General features: G+C 64.0%; 23 protein-coding genes. 13 read left to right on the top strand and 10 right to left on the bottom strand.

The annotated features are described in order from the left end of the window. Positions 1-16: 16 nt before the first annotated feature. The 6 genes from ACTHJ1_RS07765 to ACTHJ1_RS07740 all read right to left on the bottom strand — a co-directional run bounded on the left by ACTHJ1_RS07765 (position 17) and on the right by ACTHJ1_RS07740 (position 7,711). A complete protein-coding gene (locus tag ACTHJ1_RS07765; RefSeq protein WP_440190172.1) occupies positions 17-583 on the bottom strand; it encodes a DUF4337 family protein in 567 nt (188 codons plus the stop codon). Positions 584-663: 80 nt separating this feature from the next. Beyond that, positions 664-2,337: a tetratricopeptide repeat protein gene (locus tag ACTHJ1_RS07760; protein WP_440190169.1), complete on the bottom strand. Its 1,674-nt coding sequence runs from the start codon at positions 2,335-2,337 to the stop codon at positions 664-666. A gap of 60 nt (positions 2,338-2,397) precedes the next feature. Further along, positions 2,398-3,894, bottom strand: a complete 1,497-nt coding sequence (locus ACTHJ1_RS07755) for a tetratricopeptide repeat protein (RefSeq protein ID WP_440190166.1) — start codon at positions 3,892-3,894, stop codon at positions 2,398-2,400. Further along, the gene (locus ACTHJ1_RS07750) at positions 3,887-4,999 is read right to left on the bottom strand and encodes a phosphoserine transaminase (RefSeq protein WP_440190163.1); all 1,113 of its coding nucleotides are present in this window, start codon (positions 4,997-4,999) and stop codon (positions 3,887-3,889) included. Before ACTHJ1_RS07750 ends, ACTHJ1_RS07755 begins: the two co-directional genes overlap by 8 nt. Positions 5,000-5,001: 2 nt before the next feature. After that, positions 5,002-6,219 (bottom strand): ATP-grasp domain-containing protein, encoded by a 1,218-nt coding sequence (locus ACTHJ1_RS07745; protein ID WP_440190160.1) that lies wholly within the window; start codon positions 6,217-6,219, stop codon positions 5,002-5,004. A 7-nt stretch (positions 6,220-6,226) separates the two neighbouring features. Beyond that, positions 6,227-7,711 (bottom strand): pyridoxal phosphate-dependent decarboxylase family protein, encoded by a 1,485-nt coding sequence (locus ACTHJ1_RS07740; RefSeq protein ID WP_440190157.1) that lies wholly within the window; start codon positions 7,709-7,711, stop codon positions 6,227-6,229. 182 nt (positions 7,712-7,893) lie between these two features. On the opposite strand from ACTHJ1_RS07740, the gene ACTHJ1_RS07735 reads away from it, so the two are divergent. The 4 genes from ACTHJ1_RS07735 to thiS are packed head-to-tail and all read left to right on the top strand — an operon-like array spanning position 7,894 to position 10,648. Next, on the top strand, positions 7,894-8,667 hold the full coding sequence (locus ACTHJ1_RS07735) for a serine aminopeptidase domain-containing protein (protein ID WP_440190154.1): 774 nt from the start codon (positions 7,894-7,896) through the stop codon (positions 8,665-8,667). A gap of 40 nt (positions 8,668-8,707) precedes the next feature. Further along, complete coding sequence (gene trmB / locus ACTHJ1_RS07730; protein ID WP_440190151.1) at positions 8,708-9,472, top strand: tRNA (guanosine(46)-N7)-methyltransferase TrmB; 765 nt, start codon at positions 8,708-8,710, stop codon at positions 9,470-9,472. 31 nt (positions 9,473-9,503) lie between these two features. Continuing rightward, positions 9,504-10,448, top strand: a complete 945-nt coding sequence (gene pip / locus ACTHJ1_RS07725) for a prolyl aminopeptidase (protein ID WP_440190148.1) — start codon at positions 9,504-9,506, stop codon at positions 10,446-10,448. Further along, a complete protein-coding gene (gene thiS / locus ACTHJ1_RS07720; RefSeq protein WP_440190283.1) occupies positions 10,448-10,648 on the top strand; it encodes a sulfur carrier protein ThiS in 201 nt (66 codons plus the stop codon). Before pip ends, thiS begins: the two co-directional genes overlap by 1 nt. 57 nt (positions 10,649-10,705) lie before the next feature. Here the strand turns inward: thiS and ffh are convergent, their stop codons facing one another. Continuing rightward, positions 10,706-12,112 carry a signal recognition particle protein gene (gene ffh, locus ACTHJ1_RS07715; protein ID WP_440190145.1) on the bottom strand — a complete coding sequence of 469 codons (1,407 nt, stop codon included), beginning with the start codon at positions 12,110-12,112 and terminating at the stop codon, positions 10,706-10,708. 127 nt (positions 12,113-12,239) lie between these two features. On the opposite strand from ffh, the gene ACTHJ1_RS07710 reads away from it, so the two are divergent. Genes ACTHJ1_RS07710 through ACTHJ1_RS07695 form a run of 4 tightly spaced genes read left to right on the top strand, consistent with a single transcriptional unit; the run spans position 12,240 to position 14,669 of the window. Beyond that, the gene (locus ACTHJ1_RS07710) at positions 12,240-13,088 is read left to right on the top strand and encodes a cytochrome C assembly family protein (RefSeq protein WP_440190142.1); all 849 of its coding nucleotides are present in this window, start codon (positions 12,240-12,242) and stop codon (positions 13,086-13,088) included. A 54-nt stretch (positions 13,089-13,142) separates the two neighbouring features. Further along, entirely contained in the window at positions 13,143-13,400 is a 258-nt protein-coding gene (locus tag ACTHJ1_RS07705; RefSeq protein WP_440190139.1) for a PP0621 family protein, read from the top strand. 30 nt (positions 13,401-13,430) lie between these two features. Next, positions 13,431-14,009: a 1,6-anhydro-N-acetylmuramyl-L-alanine amidase AmpD gene (ampD, locus tag ACTHJ1_RS07700; RefSeq protein ID WP_440190136.1), complete on the top strand. Its 579-nt coding sequence runs from the start codon at positions 13,431-13,433 to the stop codon at positions 14,007-14,009. A 39-nt stretch (positions 14,010-14,048) separates the two neighbouring features. After that, a complete protein-coding gene (locus ACTHJ1_RS07695; protein ID WP_440190133.1) occupies positions 14,049-14,669 on the top strand; it encodes a glutathione S-transferase family protein in 621 nt (206 codons plus the stop codon). Positions 14,670-14,699: 30 nt separating this feature from the next. Here the strand turns inward: ACTHJ1_RS07695 and ACTHJ1_RS07690 are convergent, their stop codons facing one another. Next, positions 14,700-15,605 (bottom strand): LysR family transcriptional regulator, encoded by a 906-nt coding sequence (locus tag ACTHJ1_RS07690; RefSeq protein ID WP_440190130.1) that lies wholly within the window; start codon positions 15,603-15,605, stop codon positions 14,700-14,702. 94 nt (positions 15,606-15,699) lie between these two features. On the opposite strand from ACTHJ1_RS07690, the gene ACTHJ1_RS07685 reads away from it, so the two are divergent. From ACTHJ1_RS07685 to yghU, 3 genes are read left to right on the top strand one after another with little or no spacing between them, the layout of a single operon-like run. Then, complete coding sequence (locus tag ACTHJ1_RS07685) at positions 15,700-16,377, top strand: peroxiredoxin-like family protein (RefSeq protein WP_440190127.1); 678 nt, start codon at positions 15,700-15,702, stop codon at positions 16,375-16,377. Between the two features lie 41 nt (positions 16,378-16,418). Continuing rightward, entirely contained in the window at positions 16,419-17,123 is a 705-nt protein-coding gene (locus ACTHJ1_RS07680) for a glutathione S-transferase family protein (protein ID WP_440190124.1), read from the top strand. Between the two features lie 32 nt (positions 17,124-17,155). Further along, a complete protein-coding gene (gene yghU, locus ACTHJ1_RS07675; protein ID WP_440190121.1) occupies positions 17,156-18,007 on the top strand; it encodes a glutathione-dependent disulfide-bond oxidoreductase in 852 nt (283 codons plus the stop codon). Positions 18,008-18,039: 32 nt separating this feature from the next. Here the strand turns inward: yghU and ACTHJ1_RS07670 are convergent, their stop codons facing one another. Further along, positions 18,040-19,422, bottom strand: a complete 1,383-nt coding sequence (locus tag ACTHJ1_RS07670) for an MFS transporter (protein WP_440190118.1) — start codon at positions 19,420-19,422, stop codon at positions 18,040-18,042. Between the two features lie 250 nt (positions 19,423-19,672). Further along, positions 19,673-19,948, bottom strand: a complete 276-nt coding sequence (locus ACTHJ1_RS07665; protein ID WP_440190115.1) for a helix-turn-helix domain-containing protein — start codon at positions 19,946-19,948, stop codon at positions 19,673-19,675. 129 nt (positions 19,949-20,077) lie between these two features. Between ACTHJ1_RS07665 and ACTHJ1_RS07660 the strand changes: the two genes are divergently transcribed. Together ACTHJ1_RS07660 and ACTHJ1_RS07655 are read left to right on the top strand one after the other, a co-directional pair. Further along, positions 20,078-20,509, top strand: a complete 432-nt coding sequence (locus ACTHJ1_RS07660) for a hypothetical protein (protein WP_440190112.1) — start codon at positions 20,078-20,080, stop codon at positions 20,507-20,509. 28 nt (positions 20,510-20,537) lie between these two features. Continuing rightward, positions 20,538-21,386 (top strand): hypothetical protein, encoded by an 849-nt coding sequence (locus ACTHJ1_RS07655; RefSeq protein ID WP_440190109.1) that lies wholly within the window; start codon positions 20,538-20,540, stop codon positions 21,384-21,386. Positions 21,387-21,488 lie beyond the last annotated feature (102 nt).

The following is a 21,488-nucleotide window of genomic DNA, read 5'->3' as shown; positions in this document are numbered from 1 at the left end:
CCGATCGCGCCCGGCCTCAGGCCAGATAGCTGAAGGCCGCCTTGCCCGCACCCACCACGCCCAGGGCGATCGCCGCGTACCAGGGCCATTTCTGCCCCTTGGCAATGATCGCGATGGTCGCCACCGCGATGCCGATATGCACCAGCGTCGCGGCCAAGGTCAGGCCATGGTGCTTCTCTTCGTGCTTGTTGCTGGCGGCGAGTTTTTCGTCGCGCTTGTGCTCGAGCTCTTCGGCTTTTTTCTGGAGCTCATGGGTCTGTTGTTCATAGCGCGCAGCCTGCTTGCGATAATCGCCGGCACGCTCCGAGCTCGTGCCCGCCGCAATGTCGTACAGGTGCTGCTTGATGCTCTTGGCCTGGTAATAGGCCCATTGGTCACTGGCCTGGGCCTGCAGGAGCACCGCCTCGTTCTTCTCGGAAATCGCCTGCCCGGTCTCGATGGTTTCCAGGCTGGCGATCACGGCCGCCGCCACGGCCAGCACCGCAATGGTGGCCGACACCTTGACCATGAAGTTGTCGCCGGCGTGCACCGCATGCTGAGCATGCTCGGCGTGCTCGATATGTTCGTGCGCCAGCTCTTCCATCGTGAATCCTCGTCGTCGTGAGCGGAATAAATGAAATTTATTGAACAACGCGCCGTGCAGCCCCGCTGGCGGTCCGCGAGTCAGGCCAGACGCAGGAAATAGAACGTCGGTACGCCATCGATCGTGCCCTGGCCGGCAAGACTGATGAGGCGGCCCTGCTCGTCGGTGCGCGCGAGTTTGAAAATAACCGCAGGAGCGCCATTGCCGGCCGCAAAACAGAGGAATCCGTCGACGGTCTGCCAGCGGTCCACCGAGGCGGTGCCGGGACTCTGCAGCACGCCGTTCTCGGCCAGCTCGAGCAAAGGCGACAGCAGGCGTCCCTTGAGGTCGAAGAATTTCCAGGTGCTGCCCTGCAGCGGCTGCGCCGTCAGCGGCAGCGCTTCGGTATAGCTGGCCAGGATGGCCTGCAGTTCTGCCTGATCGTTATCCATGTGCTGCTCCTCGTGAGAAAAAGTTCGTGCCGCATTCGACGAAAACTGCGCCAGCGCCGCTGCGACATCGGCGATGACAGGCTCCCACGCACCCCGGGCGGGCTGATGAAAAAGACGCGCGCTCCGATACCACGGGCTGTCCACCCGATCGATCAGCCAGCGCCAGCAGCCGTCGTGGCGAGATAGTATCCAGACCGGCCGGCCCAGCGCGCCGACCAGATGCGCCACCGCCGTATCCACCGTGATGACCAGATCCAGGCTGGCGACCAGAGCCGCAGTATCGGCGAAATCGCGGATCTCGTCAGTCCAATCGACAAGGCGCAAGTCGTCGAACGACGCCGAGGCCTGCGCGTCCGATTCGCCGATCTGCAGGCTGACGAACTGGATGCCCGGGACGGCCGAGAGCGGCGCGAGCTGAGCCAGCGTCAGACTGCGGCGCGCATCGAAAGGCCTGCCTCGGGCGCCGGCCCACGCCAGCCCCACCTTGAGTCCCGTCAGGGCCGCCAGCCGCCGCGACCAGGCCGCGGTTGCGGCTGCATCCGCGAACAGGTACGCGGTTTGTCCGGGTATCGTGTCCAGCGTGGTGCCGAACAAGCCGGGGAGCGACCGCATCGACGCCTGAAAGTCGAACACCTCGGTCGCAAGCAGGCGATCGACCACCGCGATGCCCGGCAGCGAAGCGCGCAGCAATTCGAGCAGCGGAGACGGAACCAGCAGCGTGACGCGCGCACCGCATGCGGCCGCCATCGGAACATAACGGGCGAACTGCAGGCTGTCGCCGTAGCCGTCGTCGGCGAAGATCACCAGCCGCTTGCCCGCAAGCGGCTCGCCTTCCCAGTCGGGGCAGGATATCGCGGCCAGTTCGTCGCGTTTCACATACCGCTTGAAATACCCGCGAAAGGCCTCGAAGCCGCGCGGCAGGTCGCCGCCGCGCAATAACGCCATGGCGCGGCCGAGGTGGACGGGCGCGTAATCCGGCTTGATCTCCAGGGCGCGATCGTAGCTGGCCACGGCCTCGTCGAGCCGGCGCAAATCGTACAAGGCCGCGCCGCGATTGCGAAACGCCTCGGCATCGGACCTGAGCGCCAGCGCGCCATCGTAGCTGGCCACTGCCTCGTCGAGCAGGCCGAGCCGGTATAACACCGTGCCGCGGTAGTACCACGCCTCGAACAGGCCGGGTTCGAGCGCGATCGCCTGGTCGAAGCTCGCCAGCGCCTCGTCCAGGCGCTGCTGTCCGGCAAGCCGAACGCCTTGATTGACGAGCGCTATCACTTCGTCGATCCGATTCGGATCCACGGCGGCGGGCATGTCACCCTCGTTCAACGACAACTCCTTGCGTCACGCGACCATTCGCAGTCGAAAACAGTCTACACGGCCGGCCGCTCAGGCAGACGCCCGCGCGGCGGCGACGCGGCGCGCCAGCATGGCGTCGAATGCGTCGCAGATCTTGCGCACATAGGGATTTTTGTAGTCGTAGACTCCGCCCGCTTCTTCCGGATGCGCCAGCATGGTGGCGTTGGCTTCGAACACCAGCACCCTGCCGTCGGGCAGAACGGAAAAATCCACCCCGCCATAGTCCAGATCCAGCGCGCGCCCGATGGACTGGACAGCCGCCATGGCCTGCTCGCCCAGGACCCGCTGCGGATCGGCCAGGAAGGCCTCTTCTTCGCGGCGCTTCCAGGCGTCGTACTGCATGCCCGCGGTATCGTGATGCACGATCCAGTGGCTGCCGACGGCCATGTGATACGCGTAGGGCTGGCGGTCGACGAACAGAACGCGGTATTTGCGAAAACCGCCGTCGGCCGACGCGTAGTCCACGTAATCGGTCAGGTAGTAATAAGGCGATGGCCAGGGTTCGAAACCGGCGACATCCGCCTTCGAATCGAGCTTTCCCAGGTGGTCTCCGCCGTGCGAGCCGATGGGCCTGAGCAAAATGGGAAAGCGGTCGTGCGGCAAGGCGTTCAAGGTATCGCGCAAAGCGGCGAACTCGACGCGATCGGTGCGCGGCACGACGACGTGCTCCAGGCCGCCCAGCAAATCGGGCACCCGATGGCGGGCCGTGCGTGCAACGGCGTGCGCAGGGTTGATCAAGGGCTTGCTGCAGGTCTGCAGAAAACGCGCCATGGGTTCGCCAACGGGATCCATCACGTCCGGATCGCCGATCGCATTGAAGACCAGGTCGTAATCGGGCAGGCGCGCCAGCGCTTCGGGCCAAGCATATTCGATCACGCACACAATGCGCGTGACCGATCTGCGCGGCAGCAGATGTTCGATGGGAATATTGCCCAGCCCAGCGCCCCACAGAACCAGCACTGTCATGCGCGGGTCGCTCGCGTGATCTACATAGACGGCTTTGCTGCCGTAGACTGCATCGCGATGCTTTTTCACCGCGGCGACATCGCCGCGCGCCTCGAAGATGGACGCCAGGTTCATGTGGACTTCGATCTGGCCGGGGTCGACCTCCAGCGCCGCCTGGTACCAGATCAGCGCTTCGTCGTAATGCTTGAGGTCGAAATAGATCGTGCCCACGTTGAGCAGGGCCTGGGCGTATGCGGGCCGGCACCCGAGCGCCGCCGCATAGCAGTCCAGGGCCTGCTGCGCATTGCCCAGGCGCTTGTAGGCCACACCCATATTGTTGTGAGCCTCGGCGTGGGCCGGCTGCAGCGCCACGGCCCGCCCGAAGCAGGCGACGGCCTCGTCCAGTTCGCCCAGCGCCATCAAGGCCAGACCCAGATTATTGTGGCCGCCGACATGATCGGGATGCTCGTCCAGCAGGCGCCGATAGATCTGCGCGGCCTCGCGGAATTGCCCGCTTTCCTGCAGCAGGCATGCCCGCCGGAACGCGTGCTCGCGCCGATCGGAATTCATGGGATCAAGCATGCCGCTTGCGGTAATCGTGCATGAATTCAACCAGCGCCTCGACGGCTTCGATCGTCACGCCGTTATAGAGCGAGGCCCGCATGCCGCCGACCGAACGATGGCCGTTCAGTCCGGAAAACCCCGCCTGCGAAGCGGCCTGAAGAAACTGCTGTTCCGCGTCGGGCGTGGCCATATTGAAGACAACGTTCATGATCGAACGGTGGGCCGCATCGGCACGGCCGCGATAGAAACCGTCACTGCCGTCTACCGCGGCGTAAAGCAGTTCGGCCTTGCGGCGGTTGATCGCGTCCATCTTGTCCAGCCCGCCCACGTCTTCGCACAGCCAGCGCGTGGCCAGCATGACGGCGTAGATGGCGAAGACGGGCGGCGTGTTGTAGATGGAATGCGCCGCAGCGTGGGTGCGGTAATCCATGAACTCGGGCAGACGACCGTCCGGCACCTTGTTCATCAGCGCATCGCGCACCACCACCACGGTCACGCCGGCCGGGCCGAGGTTTTTCTGCGCGTGGGCATAGATGAGGTCGAAGCGCTGCGCCTCGCAAGGCCGGGAGAGAAAATCCGAGGACATGTCGCACAGGCGCGGCACATCGTCCCGGCCCATGGTCTGCTGAAACTGCACGCCGTCCACCGTCTCGTTGGAGATGTAATGGAAATACGGCGCCTCGGGCGAAAGCGTCAGGTCCTGCGCGCGCGGCAGCACCTTGAAACCGGCGTCCTTGCCGCTCCAGGCCACGTCGATGCGATGATGCTCGGCGGCCGCGGCAAGCGCCTTGCCGCTCCAATAGCCGGTGTGCAGGTACTCGGGCGCCGGTCCTTGCGGGCTGGCGAACGCCATGGGAAACGTGAAGAATTGCTGGGTCGCCCCGCCCTGCAGGAACAGCACCTGATAGCCCTCGGACAGGCCCAGCAATGCGCGCACATTGCGCTCGGCCTCGGCCACGACCTCGGCGAACCACGCCGAGCGGTGGCTGATGCCCAGCACCGACATGCCGACCTCGGGCACGCACAGCATGGACTCGTGCAGCTGCAGGAGAATTTTTTCCGGCAAGGCCCCCGGACCACCGGAGAAATTTCGGGCATTGCGCAGTCGTACGGCTTCCAGCATGGTCAAGCTCCTGAGGCTCGCGCGGCGCAGTCGGCGAGCATGGCCTGGAAGGCCGCGAATACCTTGTGCATCTGCGATTTCTTGTAGGGGTAAATGTCTTCGGGATCCATGTCGTGCACGATGCCGCAGGTATCGGCCTCGAACACCAGCAGTTCGCCGCGGGGCGTCTCGCCGCAGTCGATGATCACGTAGTCCAGGCCCACCCGCTCGTGAAAGGTGCGGAAGGCCTGCGCGTGGCGCGCGCCGAAGCCGTGATCGAAACTGCGCATGGCCTCGCCTTCCTCGGCGCGGTTGGCCGCGCTTTCTTGCATATCGGCATTGAGGTAGTGAACCATCCAGCGCTGCGAGATGCCCAGGTGCGCCAGGTAAGGGGTGCCTCGCATCAGCACGACGCGATACTTGCGGTACAGGCCGTCGCGATCGCGGTAATCGACGAACTGCGACACGAAGAAGTCGTCGCCAGGCGTCGCGTCGAGATAGGCCGCCAGCTCGGCAGGCGCGTCGATTTTCGACAGGCTCTCGCCGGCGTTGGACTCGACGGGCCGCACCAGGATCGGCAACTGCGCGTCGGGCAGCACGTCCTGCAGATTCGCTGCGCCGCGCGCCAGTTCGTCGAGCGCAAGCCGGTCGGTTCGCGCCAACGCGGGAGACACGATGCCTGGCGCGCCGCGCAAGGCCGCGTGCAGGCCGTCGCGCGATGTCTTGAGCACTTTTTCGGGATGGTTGAGCACCGGCGTGTGCCACCTGCCCAACGGCTCGACCAGGCCCTGAAGCAGCTTGCGGTTGCCGACGTTCTCGCCCACGGCAACCATGGCCAGATCGTGCGGCGGCAAGGACTTGGGCACCGGAATGCCCGGGCCCAGGTACAGCAGATACAGGTCGATGCTGGAATCGGCAAGCAGGAATTCCAGCGGCGTATTGGCCATGAAATCGCCCGGTCCCACGAACACCAGCAGCCTGAGCGTGACCGGCTGCCGCTTCGCCGGCATGAGGTAGATCTGCTGGGCCTTCAGGGCATAGCCTTGCATGGCCAGCGATTGTTCGCGCTGGCCGTTGAGCAGCAGCGCCATGGACAGGTCGAGCATGGCGTGCGCGTCATTCGGCGTTTCTTCCAGGCGCCTGACCAGTTCCTGCTGCAAAGACATCAGGTCTTGCTTGCGGAAGGCGCGGGTAATGAGCTCGGCCTTGCCGATGAGCGGCGAATTGGAGGTGTTGGTCATAGAAGGTTCAATAGTCCGCCCGGGCCGCCATGCGCGCGCCGATCTCGAGCACCGCGTCGACGAGGCGATCGACATCGGCCGTGCCCGTGCGATGGTTGACGATGGCCGCCCGTATCGCCAGCCTGCCGTTCACCATTGTGGTCGAGGGCGCGGCAACGCCCGACTCGTGCAGGGCCACGACGATGGCCGCGTTCAGCTCATCGGCCTGATCGGACCCCAAGCCCGCGGGCAGATAACGAAAACACACGATGTTCAGGTTTGCAGGCGCCAGCAGCTCGAACACCGGTTCGGCCCGCACGCGCGCCTCCAGATGGCGGGCCACCCGGCAACTGTTGGCGATGGAGCGGCCCAGCGCATCGGCGCCATACACCTGCAAGGTGAACCAGGTCTTCAAGGCGCGAAAGCCGCGCGACAGATCCGGCCCGAAATCGCAGGGCCAGGGCGAGTCGCCGGCGATGCCGCGGGTCTCGCGCTTCAGATAAGCGGCATCGGCGGCGAACGTGTCCAGATGCTGCTGTCCGTCGCGCACCAGCACGAAACCCGCGTCGTAGGGCACCTGCACCCATTTGTGGAAATCGAAAGCGATGGAGTCGGCGCGCGCGATGCCGTCCAGCCTGGCCGCCAGTTCGGGCGACAGCATGGCCATTGCGCCGAAAGCGCCGTCCACGTGCAGCCACAGGCCTTCCTGCCTGGCGATGTCGGCCAGGTCGGACAAGGGATCGACGGCGCCGACGTCCACCGTGCCGGCGCTGCCGACGACGAGGAACGGCGTGCAGCCCGCCTGCCTGTCGGCGGCGATGGCGGCGCGCAGGGCCTGGGTCTGCATGCGGAAGTCGGCGTCGACCGGAATCAGGCGCAGCGCATCGGTGCCCAGGCCCGCAAGATCCATGGCCTGCGAAACGCATCCGTGCGCGCTTACCGCGGCATAGGCCGTCAGCTGCTGCGTCTGCGCCCTCAGACCCTTGCTGCGCACCTGTGACCCCAGCCGCGCGCGGCTGGCCACCAGCACGCCGATGAGGTTGGCCGTGGACGTGCCGGTGACGAACACGCCGCTGGCCGACGCGGGAAAACCGAAGAGGTCGCGCATCCAGCGTGTGATCTGGCGCTCGACTTCGAGCGGAATCTGATTGCGTCCGCCCACGTTGGCGTTGAGTCCGGCGGCCAGGGTCTCGGCCAGCATGCCCACGGCCGTGCCGCCGCCCTGCACCCAGCCCATGAAACCGGGGTGCACATTGCCCACCCCGTAGGGCAGGATCTCGCTCATGAAACGCTGGTGAATCTCGCCCAGGTCGGAGGACCCGCGCGGCAGGTCCTGGGAAAAGCGCCCGCGCACGGCATCGGGAGCCGGCTGCCATACGGGGCGTTCGCGCAGCGTGGCCAGATAGTCGAACATATCGTCGAGCATCCGGTGGCCCTGGCGTCGCAGGGCCGTCCAATCGGCGGGGTCCAGAGAGTCTTGGTTGGGAACGGCGCCGACGGCGTTTCCGGTCATGAAATTTCCTTGCCGCGCGTACCTCGCACGGCCTGATGCCATTTTGCCGTGCGATTTCGCGCTTAAATGCGTCGAACGCACGGGCGCATGGGCTTTATTTCGCGATTTTAGGGCCTATCATCACCACAGACTGAAAGCTTCCTGTCAACCCGGCAACAATGCCCGAGCCCGCGGAGACATCGATGACGATCGCAATCCGGTTTTTTGCAGGCCTGTGCCTGACCCTCGTTGGCGCCGGCCCCGTCGCCGCAGGCGAACGGGTCGAGCTTTCCACGCGCCCGGGGGTTACTCAGGGGGTGTACTTCGACTCTGACGCGTCCCATCCTTCGTGGGTTCTGATCCTGTTCTCAGGCGGCAACGGCAACCTCGCCCTGGCGCCATCCGGGCCGCGCAAGGCAAAAGGAAACTTCGTCATCAAGACCGCGCCCTACTGGCTCAAGGCAGGGCAGGCCGTGGCCATGTTCGACGCCCCCTCGGACCACGCCGCCGCCGGCATGGGCGATACGTTCCGGCTGAGCCGGCAAGCCGCGCAGGACGTCGCGGCCGCCGTGGCACAGGCGCGCCAGCGCTACCCCGGCGCAAAAATCGCGCTGCTGGGCACCAGCCGCGGCACCGTCACCGTCGGCAACGTGCTCAAGCGCAGCCCGGCCTTGGCCGATGCCTACGTGCTCACGTCCCCGGTGACACAGGCCGTCAAACAACCCGGCTTGTCCGGCATGAGCTGGCCCGGCAACACGGCGCGAGTGCTGGTCGTCTCCAACGAGCACGACGGCTGCTTCGTGTCGCCGTTCGCCGCGGCAAAATCCATGGCCGCCGCCAACCGCTTCGACTTCATCGCCGCGTCCAGCTCGGCGGCAAAGGGGGATCAATGCGGCCCCCAATCGCCGCACGGCTATCTGGGCATCGAAGACTCGGTGCTGCAAGCCATCCAAAAGTGGCTGATGCCGGCGTCCTGACGCCCGACGGGGGAAGGCCCGGCCGACTACAATCGACCCCATGAGTACGAATACCCCCGAAACTTCCCAACCGCCGGCGGCCTTGTCCGACGGCGTGCAGGCGGCGCTGGCCCAGTCCGGCCATGCGCCCGCCAGCCCGGGCGCCACGCACATCCGCAGTTTCGTGCATCGCCGCGGGCACATCACCCAAGGCCAGCGCGACGCGCTCGAACACCTGCTCGGCAAGTGGTCTATCGCGTATGCGCCCCGAGCGCTCGACGCGGCGGCCGCCTTCGGCCGCCAGGCGCCGCTGATCCTCGAAATCGGCTTCGGCATGGGCGAAACCACCGAAAAAATCGCGCTCGCCCGGCCCGACGACAACTTCCTGGGCGTGGAAGTCTTCAATGCCGGCGTGGGCTCGCTCCTGCGCCGCATCGAAGATTCGGCCATTTCCAACTTGCGCATCGTGCAGCACGACGCCGTGGAAGTCGTGCGCGACATGATCGCCCCCGCCACACTGTCCGGCGTGCACGTGTACTTTCCCGACCCCTGGCCCAAGAAGCGCCATCACAAGCGCCGCCTGATACAACCGGCCTTTGTGGCGTTATTGGCCAGCCGCATCGCCCCCGGCGGCTACATACACTGCGCCACCGACTGGCAGGAATACGCCGTGCAGATGCTCGAAGTGCTGAGCGCCGAGCCGCTGCTGCGCAACACCTGCGCCGACTACGCGCCGCGCCCCGACTATCGGCCGCAGACCAAATTCGAAACCCGCGGCCTGCGCCTGGGCCACGGCGTGTGGGATCTGATCTTCAAGCGCGTTTGAGCGCGCCGCTGTCATCCATCGAGGAAGGCCCATGCTGTACCCGCCTATCGAACCCTATCGCACAGGCATGCTGGATACCGGCGACGGCCACCAGATCTACTGGGAGCTGTGCGGCAATCCGCAAGGCAAACCCGCCGTATTCCTGCATGGCGGCCCCGGCAGCGGCTGCACGCCGTCGCATCGGCAACTCTTCGATCCTGCGCGCTATAGCGTCCTGCTTTTCGATCAACGCGGCTGCGGCCGTTCGCGGCCGCACGCCAGCCTCGACAACAACACGACCTGGCACCTGACGGCCGATATGGAGCGTCTGCGCACCGAGGTTTCGGGCGTGCCGAAGTGGCTGGTGTTCGGCGGTTCCTGGGGCTCGACGCTGGCCCTGGCCTATGCGCAACAGCATCCCGAGCAGGTCAGCGAACTGGTCGTGCGCGGCATCTTCGGCCTGCGCCGCGCCGAGCTGCGCTGGTTCTACCAGGAGGGCGCCTCGTGGCTCTTCCCCGATTACTGGGAAGACTATCTCGCTCCCATCCCGGCCGAAGAGCGCGGCGACCTGATCGCAGCCTACCGCAAGCGGCTCACCGGCGACGACCCGGTCGAACGACTGCGCGCTGCCAAGGCCTGGAGCCTCTGGGAAGGCAGAACCATCACCTTGCTGCCCAGCGCCAAACATCAGCAAAGCCATGCCGACGACCTGAACGCCCTGGCGTTCGCCCGCATCGAGAATCACTATTTCGTGCACGACGGCTTCATGGAATGCGACGGCCAGCTGCTGCGCGATGCGCACAAGCTGCACGGCATACCCGGCACCATCATCCAGGGCCGCTACGATGCCTGCACGCCGGCGCGCACCGCCTGGGAGCTGCACAAGGCCTGGCCGCAGGCTGCCTTTCATCTCGTGCCCGACGCCGGCCATGCCTTCGACGAGCCCGGCATACTGGCGCGCCTGATCGAAGCCACCGACACCTACGCGAGCCGATGATGCAGATCACCCTCAATGGCGCCGCGCGCGAATTGCCTGCCGGCCTGACCGTGACCGGCCTGATCGAACAGCTGGGCTATATCGGCAAGCGCGTCGCCGTCGAACGCAACGGCGAGATCGTGCCCAAGAGCCGGCACGCGGATACCCCCTTGCAGGACGGCGACCAGATCGAGATCGTGGCGGCCGTCGGCGGGGGCTGAACCGGTTTTCGGGTGAGATGCGACGCGCCCGACACGGCGGTCGTCGCATCGAGCGCTTCAGCGCCCGCCGAAGCGCCCCATGCCCTTCATGGCACCCATGGCGCGCATCATCTTGCCCATGCCGCCCTTTTTCATCATCTTCATCATGCCCTGCATCTGCTCGAACTGATTGAGCAGCTTGTTGACTTCTTGCACCGGCACGCCGGCACCCGTGGCAATGCGGCGCTTGCGCGAGGCCTTGATGAGTTCGGGCTTGGCGCGTTCGCCCGGGGTCATGGAGTTGAGAATGCCCTCGGTGCGGCGCATCTGTTTCTCGGCCTGGCCGCCCTGCAGCTGGCCCGCCGCCTGCTGGAATTGCGCCGGCAGCTTCTCGAGCATCGAGCTCATGTCGCCCATTTTCTTGACCTGGGCGATCTGGTCGCGGAAGTCGTTGAGGTCGAACTTGTTGCCCGACTTGATCTTGGCCGCGAGCTTCTGCGCCTCGGCAATGTCGATGTTTTTCTGTGCCTGCTCCACCAGCGACACGATGTCGCCCATGCCCAGCACGCGCTGCGCCATGCGGTCGGGGTGAAAAGGCTCCAGGCCGTCGAGCTTTTCGGACACGCCCACGAACTTGAGCGGTTTGCCGGTGACGTGGCGCACCGACAATGCGGCGCCGCCGCGCGCGTCGCCGTCCAGTTTGGTGAGCACCACACCCGTGAGCGGCAGCGCATCGGCGAAAGCGCGCGCGGTGTTGACCGCGTCCTGGCCCTGCATGGCGTCCACCACGAACAGCGTTTCGATGGGCCGAACCAGATCGTGCAGCGCGCGGATCTCGCGCATCATCGCTTCGTCGATGCCCAGGCGGCCAGCCGTATCGAGGATGAGCACGTCGTAGTGATGGCGCTTGGCGTGATCCACCGCATTGCGCGCGATGTCCTCGGGTTTCTGGCTCGGATCGGAAGGCAGGAAGTCCACACCCGCCTGTGCCGCCACGGCCTTGAGCTGGTCGATGGCGGCCGGCCGATAGACGTCGGCGCTCACCACCAGAACTTTTTTCTTGCCGGTAGGCCGCCCGTTGCTGGTGTGCCCACCCTCGGCCAGCCAGCGCGCCAGCTTGCCGGTGGTGGTGGTCTTGCCCGCGCCCTGCAGGCCGGCCATGAGGATGACGGCCGGCGGCTGCATGGCCAGGGAAAGCTCGGCCGCGGCCGGGCCGAGATCGGCGCCCATCAGGCTGGCCAGTTCCTTGTGCACCACGCCCACCAGGGCCTGGCCGGGCGTCAGGCTGCCCACCACCTCCTCGCCCAGCGCCTTTTCCTTCACGCTGGCCACGAAATCGCGCACCACCGGCAGGGATACGTCGGCCTCCAGCAGAGCCATGCGCACTTCGCGCAGCATCTCCTGAGTATTGGCTTCGGTCAGGCGCGCTTCGCCGCGCAGCGTCTTGACGACGCGCGAAAGTCGTTGAGTCAGATTGTCGAGCATGGGGAATAGAGGCGTTACGCTTACACTAACCGGCTGAACCGGAACCTTTTTACCGCCGGGCCGCCCCGAGGCGAGCCGCCCCTTGGGGGGCAGCAAGCCAGAGGCGCAGCGCGGGGTACTTCTCTTTATGTCGTTGGGTATTGTATTTCACGCCATCTCGGCCCTGGTTTACGCGCTGCTGGGCGCCGGCCACACCCGCCGCCTGCTGCGCGACGGCAACGCCGAACACGTCGGCCAGACCGCTCGCATGTGCCTGCTAGGCGCCCTGGCGCTGCACGCGGTCGCGCTGTTCCTGAGCCTGCAAAAAGACGGTCAGCTTTTCATAGGCTGGGCGCTGGCCTTGTCGGCCGCCGTCTGGCTGGGACTGGTGATTTACTGGATCGAAGGGTTTTTCATCCGCCTGGACGGCCTGCAACTGCTGCTGATTCCGGCGGGCTTTCTGACCACGCTGCTGGCGGCCGTGTTCCCGCAAGGCTTCATCGTGCCGCACGCCGGCAACGCCTGGCTGCGCACCCACCTGGTCATCTCGCTGGCGGCTTACGGCTTGATCACCGTCGCCGCCCTGCAGTCCATGCTCATGTCCCTGCTCGACCGGCACCTGCGCCTGCATGAGGCCGAAGGCGAGCAGCGCGGCCTATTGGCCCTGGTGCTCGACGTGCAGCCGCCCCTGCTGACGCAGGAAAGGCTGCTGTTCCGCCTGATCGGCGTGGGCTTCGTGGTGCTGACGCTGGCGATGGCCACGGGCTCGGTCGCGTCGATGCAGTTGATACATCGCGTCCTACCCTTCGACCATAAAACCGTCTTCACCGTGCTGTCGTGGATCACCTTCGGCGGCCTGCTGGCGGGCCGCCATCTGCACGGCTGGCGCGGCCGCGTGGCGCTGCGCTGGACGCTGACCGGCTTCGTGTTCCTGATTCTGGCCTACACAGGCAGCCGGTTCGTGCTCGAAATGATTCTGCATCGAGGCTTGAAATGAGACTCCCACGCCCACAACGTTCGCTGTCCACCTCTCGATCCGAGGGAGGCTGAAATGAAATTCATCACCTGGCTCCTCATCATCCTCGCGGCCATGACGGTCTCGCGCATGATCAACGCCCGCAATGCGGCGGCCCGCCGCCCGGCGGCGCAACCGGGCAGGACCCCGTCCTCCAATGCCGTCGAGGCCATGGTCAGTTGCGCCCATTGCGGCATCTACATGCCTCGCTCAGAAGCCCTGCTCATCGGCAAGCGCATCTGGTGCTGCGAAGACCATGCGCGGCTGGGGCCCGGCGTCGATCGGCGGTCTTGAGCCTTCGCTCACCGAGCACACGGAGCTGACATGACCCTCGCGCTCGATCGCCACGGCTGGCTGCGGCCCGGACCTTCGGTGCAATGCCTGCGCTCGCCCAACTCGGACGCGCGACCGGCGGGAGCCGTCGTGTCGCTGCTGGTCATCCACAACATCAGTCTGCCGCCCAACCGCTTCGAAGGCCCATGCGTAGCCGATCTGTTCCTGAATCGGCTCGATTACGGCTCGCACCCCTGGCTCGAACGTCTGCGCGGGTTGCGCGTGTCGGCGCACTTCTTCGTGCGGCGCGACGGCAGCGTGCTGCAATTCGTCTCGACCGAAGACCGGGCCTGGCACGCGGGCGTATCGCAGTTCAGGGGCCGCGAACGCTGCAACGATTTTTCTATCGGCATCGAAGTCGAAGGCGCGGACACCGTGCCTTACGACGACCGGCAATACGGTACGCTGTCGCGGCTGGCATCGCTGCTGCGCAGCCGCTACCCTCTGGCCCACGTGCGCGGTCACGAACACATCGCGCCCGGCCGCAAGACGGACCCCGGCCCCGCCTTCGACTGGCGGCGCTTCGGCCATGAGAGCGGCTACGCTCGCCGGTCCATGCCTTCGTTTTAAACATCCGCCGCCGTGCGCGGCCATTCATCGGAAATCATCATGCTGAAGATCTGGGGCCGCCTGAGTTCGGTCAATGTGCAGAAAGTCATGTGGACCGTGCGCGAACTGGCGCTGCCGCACGAACGCATCGAGGCCGGCGGACAGTTCGGCGTCGTCGACACTCCCGAATACCTGCGCATGAACCCCAACGGGCAAATCCCCGTCATCGACGACGGCGGCTTCGTGCTGTGGGAATCGAATGCGATCGTGCGCTACCTGAGTTCGCGCTACGGCGAGGGTTCGCTGTGGCCTGCCGACTCCCGCGCCCGCGCCGACACCGACCGCTGGATGGACTGGCAGGCCACCGAGTGGCAGCCGGCCATGGTGCAGGCCTTCCTGGGTCTGATCCGCACACCGCAAGAAAAGCGCGACCACGCCGCCATTGCGGCCTCGACCGCCAAGTCCAACGCCAAGGCGCTGATGCTCGAAGGCATCCTGCAGAACCGGGAATTCGTCGGCGGCTCGCAGATCACGATGGGCGACATCGTACTGGGCTGCGCGGCGCACCGCTGGCTGGGCATACCGATGGAGCGCCCCGCCACGCCGGCATTGTCGGCCTGGTATCGCCGCCTGATGATGCGGCCCGCAGTGCAGGGAATCCTGACGCTGCCGCTGAAATAAAGGGTAGGCCGCCGGCCGGGGCGGCGCCGGTCAGGGCTGAGGCGGCGACGCCTCGCCATTGAGCGCTGCGGTCATGTAGTCCGTGAATGCCTGCACCTTGTACGAAGGCCTCGGACCCCCGGGAAACACGGCATGCACCTCCACCGGTTCCAACGCATAGTCTGGCAGGAGCGCGACCAGCTCACCCGAACGCAGCTCCGCTGCGCACATGGCGGCCGACACTTGGGCGATGCCCAGCCCGGCGAGCGCGCTGGCATGGCGGCCGGGCGCCGAGTCCGTCTGGATGCGGCCGGCCACGTCGACCGAAATGACCGTGCTGCGCCGTTTGAAGATCCAGCTCTGCCTGCCGACGCCGTCTGAACCGACGATGCAGTCGTGGTTTGCCAGATCGGAAGGGTGCTCGGGCATGCCGCGGGCCTTCAAATACGCGGGCGCCGCGACGACGAGCCGAGGCAGCGTCGCGAGCTTGCGCGCGCCGAAAGTCGAATCCGCGAGCCTGCCCAGCCGGATTGCGACGTCCACCCCCTCGGCGACCAGATCCTGATAGGCGTCGGACACGCGCAGATCCACCCGCAGCAGCGGATAACGCGCCAGGAATGGGGGCAGGCGCGGAATCACCTCCCGCATGCCGAAGACCACCGGCAGCGCCACGCGAATGGCACCGCGCAGCGAATCGATGCCGCGCGCGGCATCTTCGGCCTCGTCCAGATCGGCAATAACGGCGCGCGCCCGGTCCAGGAACTTCTCTCCCGCCGCCGTCAAGGTCAGCTTTCGCGTGGTGCGCAGCAGAAGCTTTACGCCCAGCCGGGCCTCGAGTTCGCCGACGATACGCGATACCGAAGGCTGCGACAGGTTCATGTCGCGGGCAGCGCGCGTGAAACTGCCGCTCTCGCCGACCCGGGCGAAGACAGTCAGCGCTTGAAGGCGATCATTCATTTGCCATTTGAATAAATGTTGTCCGCTTCAGAGCATAGCTTCGTATGGGTGGATATATCAAAATCGTTCCACTTTCGACTCAGGAATGCCCGCCATGTCTTTGCAAGATCGCCTGGATGCGCTCAAAGCCGATTTCGAAGGCGGCAAGCTCGCCTTCCAGCCCAGCCAGCAGGTGCTGGACGTCATGCATCGCGCCACGGCCGAGCTGATCGCCTCCGGCCAGGCGCTCAATGCCCGCAAGGCCGGCGACAAGGCGCCGGAGTTCACGCTCAAGGACCCCGACGGCCACCCGGTCTCTTCCACGGAACTGCTGGCCCGAGGCCCGCTGGTCGTCTCGTTCTACCGCGGCGTGTGGTGCCCGTACTGCAATCTGGAGCTGCAGGCCCTGCAGGCGGCGCTACCGCAGATCGAGGCCCGGGGAGCGCAGGTTGTCGCCATCTCGCCCCAGACCGCGCCCAACAGCCGCAAGTCACAACGCGAGAACGGCCTGGGCTTTCCCATCCTCAGCGACGAGAAGAGTCGCGTCGCAGCCTCGTTCGGACTAAGGTTTTCCCTGCCTGACTACCTGGTCGTGCTTTATAAGGGTTTCAAGAACGACCTGCCGGCGTTCAACGACGACCCGGCCTGGGTGCTGCCGATGCCCGCGCGATACGTCATCGGCAGCGACGGCGTCATCGCCTATGCCGAGGTCAATCCCGACTACACCCAGCGTCCCGACCCGGCCGTGCTCTTTCCGGTGCTCGACGCGCTGCGCACAAGCGCCGCAGCCTGAGCGACCGCCACCTCATTCACTTGCGCAACCCAGGAGTCCCCATGATTCGCTTCTACTTCCACCCCACGCCCAATCCGGCAAAGGTCGCCCTCTTTCTCGAGGAGACGCAGCTGCCGTACGAGGTGATCCCGGTGGACACCAGCAAAGGCGAGCAGCACCTGGCGGCCTTCCGCGCGATCAATCCCAACGGCAAGGTGCCGGCCATCGTCGACACGCAGGGCCCGGACGGCAAGGAGGCCCGCGTCTTCGACTCCACGGCGATCCTGCTTTACCTTGCCGAAAAAACCGGCAAGCTGCTGGGATCGGCCCAGGACCGGCCCGAACTGCTCTCCTGGATGATGTTCCTGGCCTCGGGGCTCGGGCCGTTCTCGGGCCAGGCGGTCCACTTCCAGTTCTCCGCGCCGCAGGGCCTGGACTATGCCGTGAACCGCTATCGGCGCGAGGCGGAGCGCCACTATCAGGTTCTGGACGATCATCTCGCAGGGCGCACATACCTGGTCGGCGACACCTACACCATCGCCGACATCTCGGCCTGGGGCTGGCTCGATAGAGCCTCGCGCGTGCGCAAGGGCGAGGAAGATCCGCTCGGCCCGTATCCGAACCTCAAGCGCCTGTTCGAGACGGTCGATGCAAGGCCGGCAGTTGCCCGCGCACGCGCGGTGGGCAAGGATCACGAGTTCAAGAAAGTCAACGACGAAGAAACGAAGCGCGCGCTCTTCCCGTCCAACTATCCCGCGGCCGCGTAAACCGGCCTTATTTCCCCATCGCAGAGATCAGCATGACCGATACGATCGACTATGTACCGCCCAAGGTCTGGACCTGGGCCAAGCCCAGCGGCGGCCACTTCGCCAGCATCAACCGGCCGATCGCCGGCCCCACGCACGACAAGGCGCTGCCGGTCGGCCGGCACCCGCTCCAGCTCTATTCGCTGGGCACGCCCAACGGCATCAAGGTCACCGTCATGCTCGAGGAACTGCTGGCCCTGGGTCACACCGGCGCCGAATACGACGCCTGGCTGATCAACATCGGCGAGGGAGATCAGTTCGGCAGCGGCTTCGTTGCGATCAATCCGAACTCGAAGATCCCGGCGCTGCTGGACCGCAGCGGACCCGAGCCGATCCGGGTGTTCGAGTCCGGCTCGATCCTGCTGTATCTCGCGGAAAAATTCGGCGCCTTCCTGCCCGAGGACATCGCGGGCCGCACCGAAGCGCTGAACTGGCTGTTTTGGCAAATGGGCAGCGCGCCCTACCTGGGCGGCGGGTTCGGCCACTTCTATTCCTATGCGCCGACCAAGATCGAATACGCGATCGATCGCTTCGCCATGGAAGTGAAGCGACAACTCGACGTGCTGGACCGGCGCCTGGCCGAGAGCGCATACCTCGCCGGCGACGACTACACCATCGCCGACATCGCGGTGTTTCCCTGGTATGGCGGCCTGATAAAGGGATGGCAGTACGATGCGGCCGAATTTCTGTCGGTTCAAGACTACAAGAACGTCCAGCGCTGGGCCGAGGCCGTCTATGCACGACCGGCCGTCAAACGCGGGCGCATGGTAAACCGTGTACGCGGCGAGCCGGCCGAGCAAGTGCGCGAGCGCCACGACGCCAGCGACTTCGACGGCAAGGGCTAGGGCGTGCCGGCAGGCCTTGGGGCAAGCCGGCGCTACCAGGCGCCGCGCTGCTCCGGCACGCGTCTTGCCAGCGGCATGACCAGCACCCGGAACGCCGCCAGAAAGGCGAAGACCCAGGCCAGCGTGCGGCCCGTGTCGCCGTTGTGCGACACGACGGCCGTCACGATGGAGATCGTGCCGATCGACCCGATCTGCAGCGACAGCGTGCGCAGCGCCGCCAGCATCGAAGATGACTCGGGTGCGAGCTGCAGCCCCGCATTGCGCGTCGCCGGATTGATGGCGCCGTTGCCGGCGCCCAGGAAGCACGCCGCGCAGGCCAGCCACACATACGCGGAGCTGCCCGGCACGGGCGGCAGTGCCAGCAGCACGAACCCGATCACGGTGAGAACGCTGCCCAGATACAGCGGCATGCGGTAGCCGGTGCGGCGCAGCAGCGCCACCGCGATCAGCGAGCAGATCAGCGCCGCCAGCCCCTGCGCGGTGAGCAGCGTGCCCGACTGCAGCACGCCGATGTCGTACCGGTTGATGGCATACAGCGGAATCAGCGCCATCGCGCCGATGACGATGCCGCTGTAGGTCATGTTCACGAGGTTCACCGCCCCGAAATCGCGGCCGTAAATCAGTCGCGGGGCAATGAAAGGCGCCTGTGCGCGCCGGATGTGGCGCAGGAAGAGTGCAACCATGCCGATCGCGAAAATCAGCAGGGCCAGGGACGGCCACACCGCCTCCGACGAATGCCTTGCCCCCAGCGTGCCGACCGCCAGCATGCCGGCAAGCAGGCCGCTGCCCAGCAGCGCCACGCCGCCGAGGTCCATGCGATCCGCGCTGTCGCGGGCTCGCTCGGGGTCGTGCGGCACGAAGCGCCAGGCGAGCAGGACGATGACCAGGCCGATAGGCAGATTGACGTAGAAGATGTCGCGCCAGGACCAATAGCCGACGAAATAGCCGCCGAAGATCGGGCCGATCATCGCGCCGATCGGAAAGATGCTGCCGAAAAGGCTGACGTAGCGGTCGCGCGCGTCGCCAAAGTGCTCCACGATGATGCCCGTAACCGTGGGCGTAAACCCCGCCCCGCCGCCGGCCTGCAACGCGCGAAGCAGAATCAAGGCATAGATGTTGCCGGCCATCGCGCACCCGAGCGAGGCCAGCGTAAAGACGACGACCGAAGCCAGAAAGACCTGGCGCCGCCCATAGCGTTCGGCCAGCTTGCCGCTGACGGGCAGCATCAGCACGAAGCCGAAGGAATAGGCTGTGAGCGTCCATCCAGCCAGGTTGATCGAGGTATGCAGACCTTGCTGAATGGCATCCAGCGCGGTGGCGACGATAGTCGAATCGAGCGACATCATGAGCAGCGCCGAAACGACGATGAGAAAAACGACGTTTCGACGCACGGGCGCTATGGCGGCAGGGGGCATGATGTGGCTGCGAAAGTGAGACGGCAAGCCATCACTGTACCGAAACGGTGCCCAGCTTGAATTCTGGCGAACGCCCCGGCGTGAGCCCGACGTCGAGAAATCTTCTATTTGTTTGAATTATTGGAAGATTTTTGATGGTGCCGAGGCCGGCACAAAATTGTGGCCTAGAAGCCGCATAAAAAAAGGGAATAAGTGCCTTTAGATCTATAGGTACCGTCAAAAATACCGTCAAGACAGCGACGCTGACAGGTCAACTATCGCCAGAAGTTGCAGCCTCGTCCTTAACGGTCTCACCAGCATGCCCCAACAAAATTGCCCCAACCAATTCGACGATTTTTTCGGGTTCGACATGAAGGGGCTTTGCGAGCTTGAAGACGGTCGACAGGCTTGGCTGGCGCTCTCCTCGTTCAAGCATGCTGATGTAATTCCTCTCCAAGTGGGCCTCGAACCCTAGCTGCTCTTGGGTTAGGCCTGCTTTTTTTCGCAACTGGCGCAGAACACGCCCAAAAGCTGTAGCAATGTCCAATGAGTTCTCCAACTATTGTTGGAAATTCCATAGGAGCGCTGTAATATTGTCTTCCAACTATAGTTGGAATTAATGACTTTTAACTTTTAATTGGGTGGCGGGCTCACCATTGCGCGAAGGAGTTTGGGTATGGCAGATAAATCTACTTTTATTAAAAGGCGGCCAGCAATAAATATTGCTTGTGCGCTCCTACTAACGTTTATTGGGCAAACCGTCGCGTTGGCACAAGGATGGCCACCTGCCTGTATGCAGATTTATCGATTACAAATAATCTGCGGCAATGATACAGCTGATGCCATGCAATATCATTATCCACAAGGCGTGCCAACTGTTCGTCAAACAGTTAATCAAATTAAAGAATCGTCTACCCCCAAAGCCTTTAGACAATGGGCTAAAAATCAGGGCCTATCCGTCACCGCCGCTCAAACCAAAGCAGCGAATATTTGTGCTGGCGATTGGGGAAAGCAGCAAATTGCCAAGGTAGAAAACAACATGATGGCCGCCGTCATGGGTGGAGGGGGAATGGCAAATTGCTATCGGGCCATTCAAGAACTCCAATAATAAAAATTTCACCTTTTGGGATATGCACATGATTATTTCAAACCAAAAAACCAAATGGAAGCTTCCGCTGCTGCAATTAGCTAACCGAGGATTTTTGCATAAGGCTTTCATAGCTGCGTTACTAGCATCGATATGGGTTTTCTGTTTACCCTCGGCATTCGCAGCAGAGGGGAATTCAACCATACCCTTGTGCGCCAGCGTCAAGCGGCAGATGGGAAGCCTGGATGTGGAAATGGCTATTCTTACCGTATTTGGTCCCAATGCTAAATATCTATCAACTACCGAATCGGATGCAGACGATGCGCCGCCATGTCAAACGTTGGCGGCTCTGCTGCGATATGACGGAGCTGAAGTACTTGTTACTTCGCATACCGATGGTGGATTTCAACCGCGTGGTGCTGATTCCTATTTGTCCGCATATATTTTGCGATACGAGGGCGGCGCATTTAGATTCGTCGGTATCGATCGTAATTTTGGCACTGGTGAAATGAGCGGGGGTGGCACAGGAAATATCACAGCAGTTCGACTTGGGTCCGATGACGGCATGATGGTCAAAGGGGGTTCCTCCGGCCAGGGCTTTGGGGAGGAGCATTCGTCTTTTTATACTTTTGTTAATGGCGGCATCGCGTCTCTTGGGTATATTCCAACGGAGTGGGACAACAGTGGCACAACGGATGACCCTAGGAAGATAATTTCTATCAATGGGAAGTTCGATCTCAAAAGGCTCCAAAACGATCGAGTACCCGTTACCTATACACGCAAGGCGGACGGTAGAATTCAGATTTTCAAAGCAATATGGCACTCTGTTCATGGAAAATTTGTTTTGGAATCCGGATCTGCACCAAAAGAGATAATGGAATATCTAAATATAAACTAACCTATTTTCTGGCTTTTAAAAATGGCAGCAATATTGTTAATAATATTGGTCTTGATTGGGATTGCAGCCTTTCTGGGATGGTTGGCTAGATGGATATTAGGA

This window comes from Bordetella sp. (assembly GCF_051960075.1).
Classification (GTDB): Bacteria; Pseudomonadota; Gammaproteobacteria; order Burkholderiales; family Burkholderiaceae_B; genus Bordetella.
This window is presented reverse-complemented; position numbering and strand designations above follow the sequence as displayed.

Bases quoted from the DNA above. Each gene is read 5' to 3' on its own strand.
- ACTHJ1_RS07765 (WP_440190172.1), bottom strand. From the start codon at position 583: ATGGAAGAGCTGGCGCACGAACATATCGAGCACGCCGAGCATGCTCAG.
- ACTHJ1_RS07755 (WP_440190166.1), bottom strand. From the start codon at position 3,894: ATGCTTGATCCCATGAATTCCGATCGGCGCGAGCACGCGTTCCGGCGG.
- ACTHJ1_RS07750 (WP_440190163.1), bottom strand. From the start codon at position 4,999: ATGCTGGAAGCCGTACGACTGCGCAATGCCCGAAATTTCTCCGGTGGT.
- ACTHJ1_RS07745 (WP_440190160.1), bottom strand. From the start codon at position 6,219: ATGACCAACACCTCCAATTCGCCGCTCATCGGCAAGGCCGAGCTCATT.
- ACTHJ1_RS07740 (WP_440190157.1), bottom strand. From the start codon at position 7,711: ATGACCGGAAACGCCGTCGGCGCCGTTCCCAACCAAGACTCTCTGGAC.
- ACTHJ1_RS07735 (WP_440190154.1), top strand. From the start codon at position 7,894: ATGACGATCGCAATCCGGTTTTTTGCAGGCCTGTGCCTGACCCTCGTT.
- trmB (WP_440190151.1), top strand. From the start codon at position 8,708: ATGAGTACGAATACCCCCGAAACTTCCCAACCGCCGGCGGCCTTGTCC.
- pip (WP_440190148.1), top strand. From the start codon at position 9,504: ATGCTGTACCCGCCTATCGAACCCTATCGCACAGGCATGCTGGATACC.
- thiS (WP_440190283.1), top strand. From the start codon at position 10,448: ATGCAGATCACCCTCAATGGCGCCGCGCGCGAATTGCCTGCCGGCCTG.
- ffh (WP_440190145.1), bottom strand. From the start codon at position 12,112: ATGCTCGACAATCTGACTCAACGACTTTCGCGCGTCGTCAAGACGCTG.
- ACTHJ1_RS07710 (WP_440190142.1), top strand. From the start codon at position 12,240: ATGTCGTTGGGTATTGTATTTCACGCCATCTCGGCCCTGGTTTACGCG.
- ACTHJ1_RS07705 (WP_440190139.1), top strand. From the start codon at position 13,143: ATGAAATTCATCACCTGGCTCCTCATCATCCTCGCGGCCATGACGGTC.
- ampD (WP_440190136.1), top strand. From the start codon at position 13,431: ATGACCCTCGCGCTCGATCGCCACGGCTGGCTGCGGCCCGGACCTTCG.
- ACTHJ1_RS07695 (WP_440190133.1), top strand. From the start codon at position 14,049: ATGCTGAAGATCTGGGGCCGCCTGAGTTCGGTCAATGTGCAGAAAGTC.
- ACTHJ1_RS07690 (WP_440190130.1), bottom strand. From the start codon at position 15,605: ATGAATGATCGCCTTCAAGCGCTGACTGTCTTCGCCCGGGTCGGCGAG.
- ACTHJ1_RS07685 (WP_440190127.1), top strand. From the start codon at position 15,700: ATGTCTTTGCAAGATCGCCTGGATGCGCTCAAAGCCGATTTCGAAGGC.
- ACTHJ1_RS07680 (WP_440190124.1), top strand. From the start codon at position 16,419: ATGATTCGCTTCTACTTCCACCCCACGCCCAATCCGGCAAAGGTCGCC.
- yghU (WP_440190121.1), top strand. From the start codon at position 17,156: ATGACCGATACGATCGACTATGTACCGCCCAAGGTCTGGACCTGGGCC.
- ACTHJ1_RS07670 (WP_440190118.1), bottom strand. From the start codon at position 19,422: ATGCCCCCTGCCGCCATAGCGCCCGTGCGTCGAAACGTCGTTTTTCTC.
- ACTHJ1_RS07660 (WP_440190112.1), top strand. From the start codon at position 20,078: ATGGCAGATAAATCTACTTTTATTAAAAGGCGGCCAGCAATAAATATT.
- ACTHJ1_RS07655 (WP_440190109.1), top strand. From the start codon at position 20,538: ATGATTATTTCAAACCAAAAAACCAAATGGAAGCTTCCGCTGCTGCAA.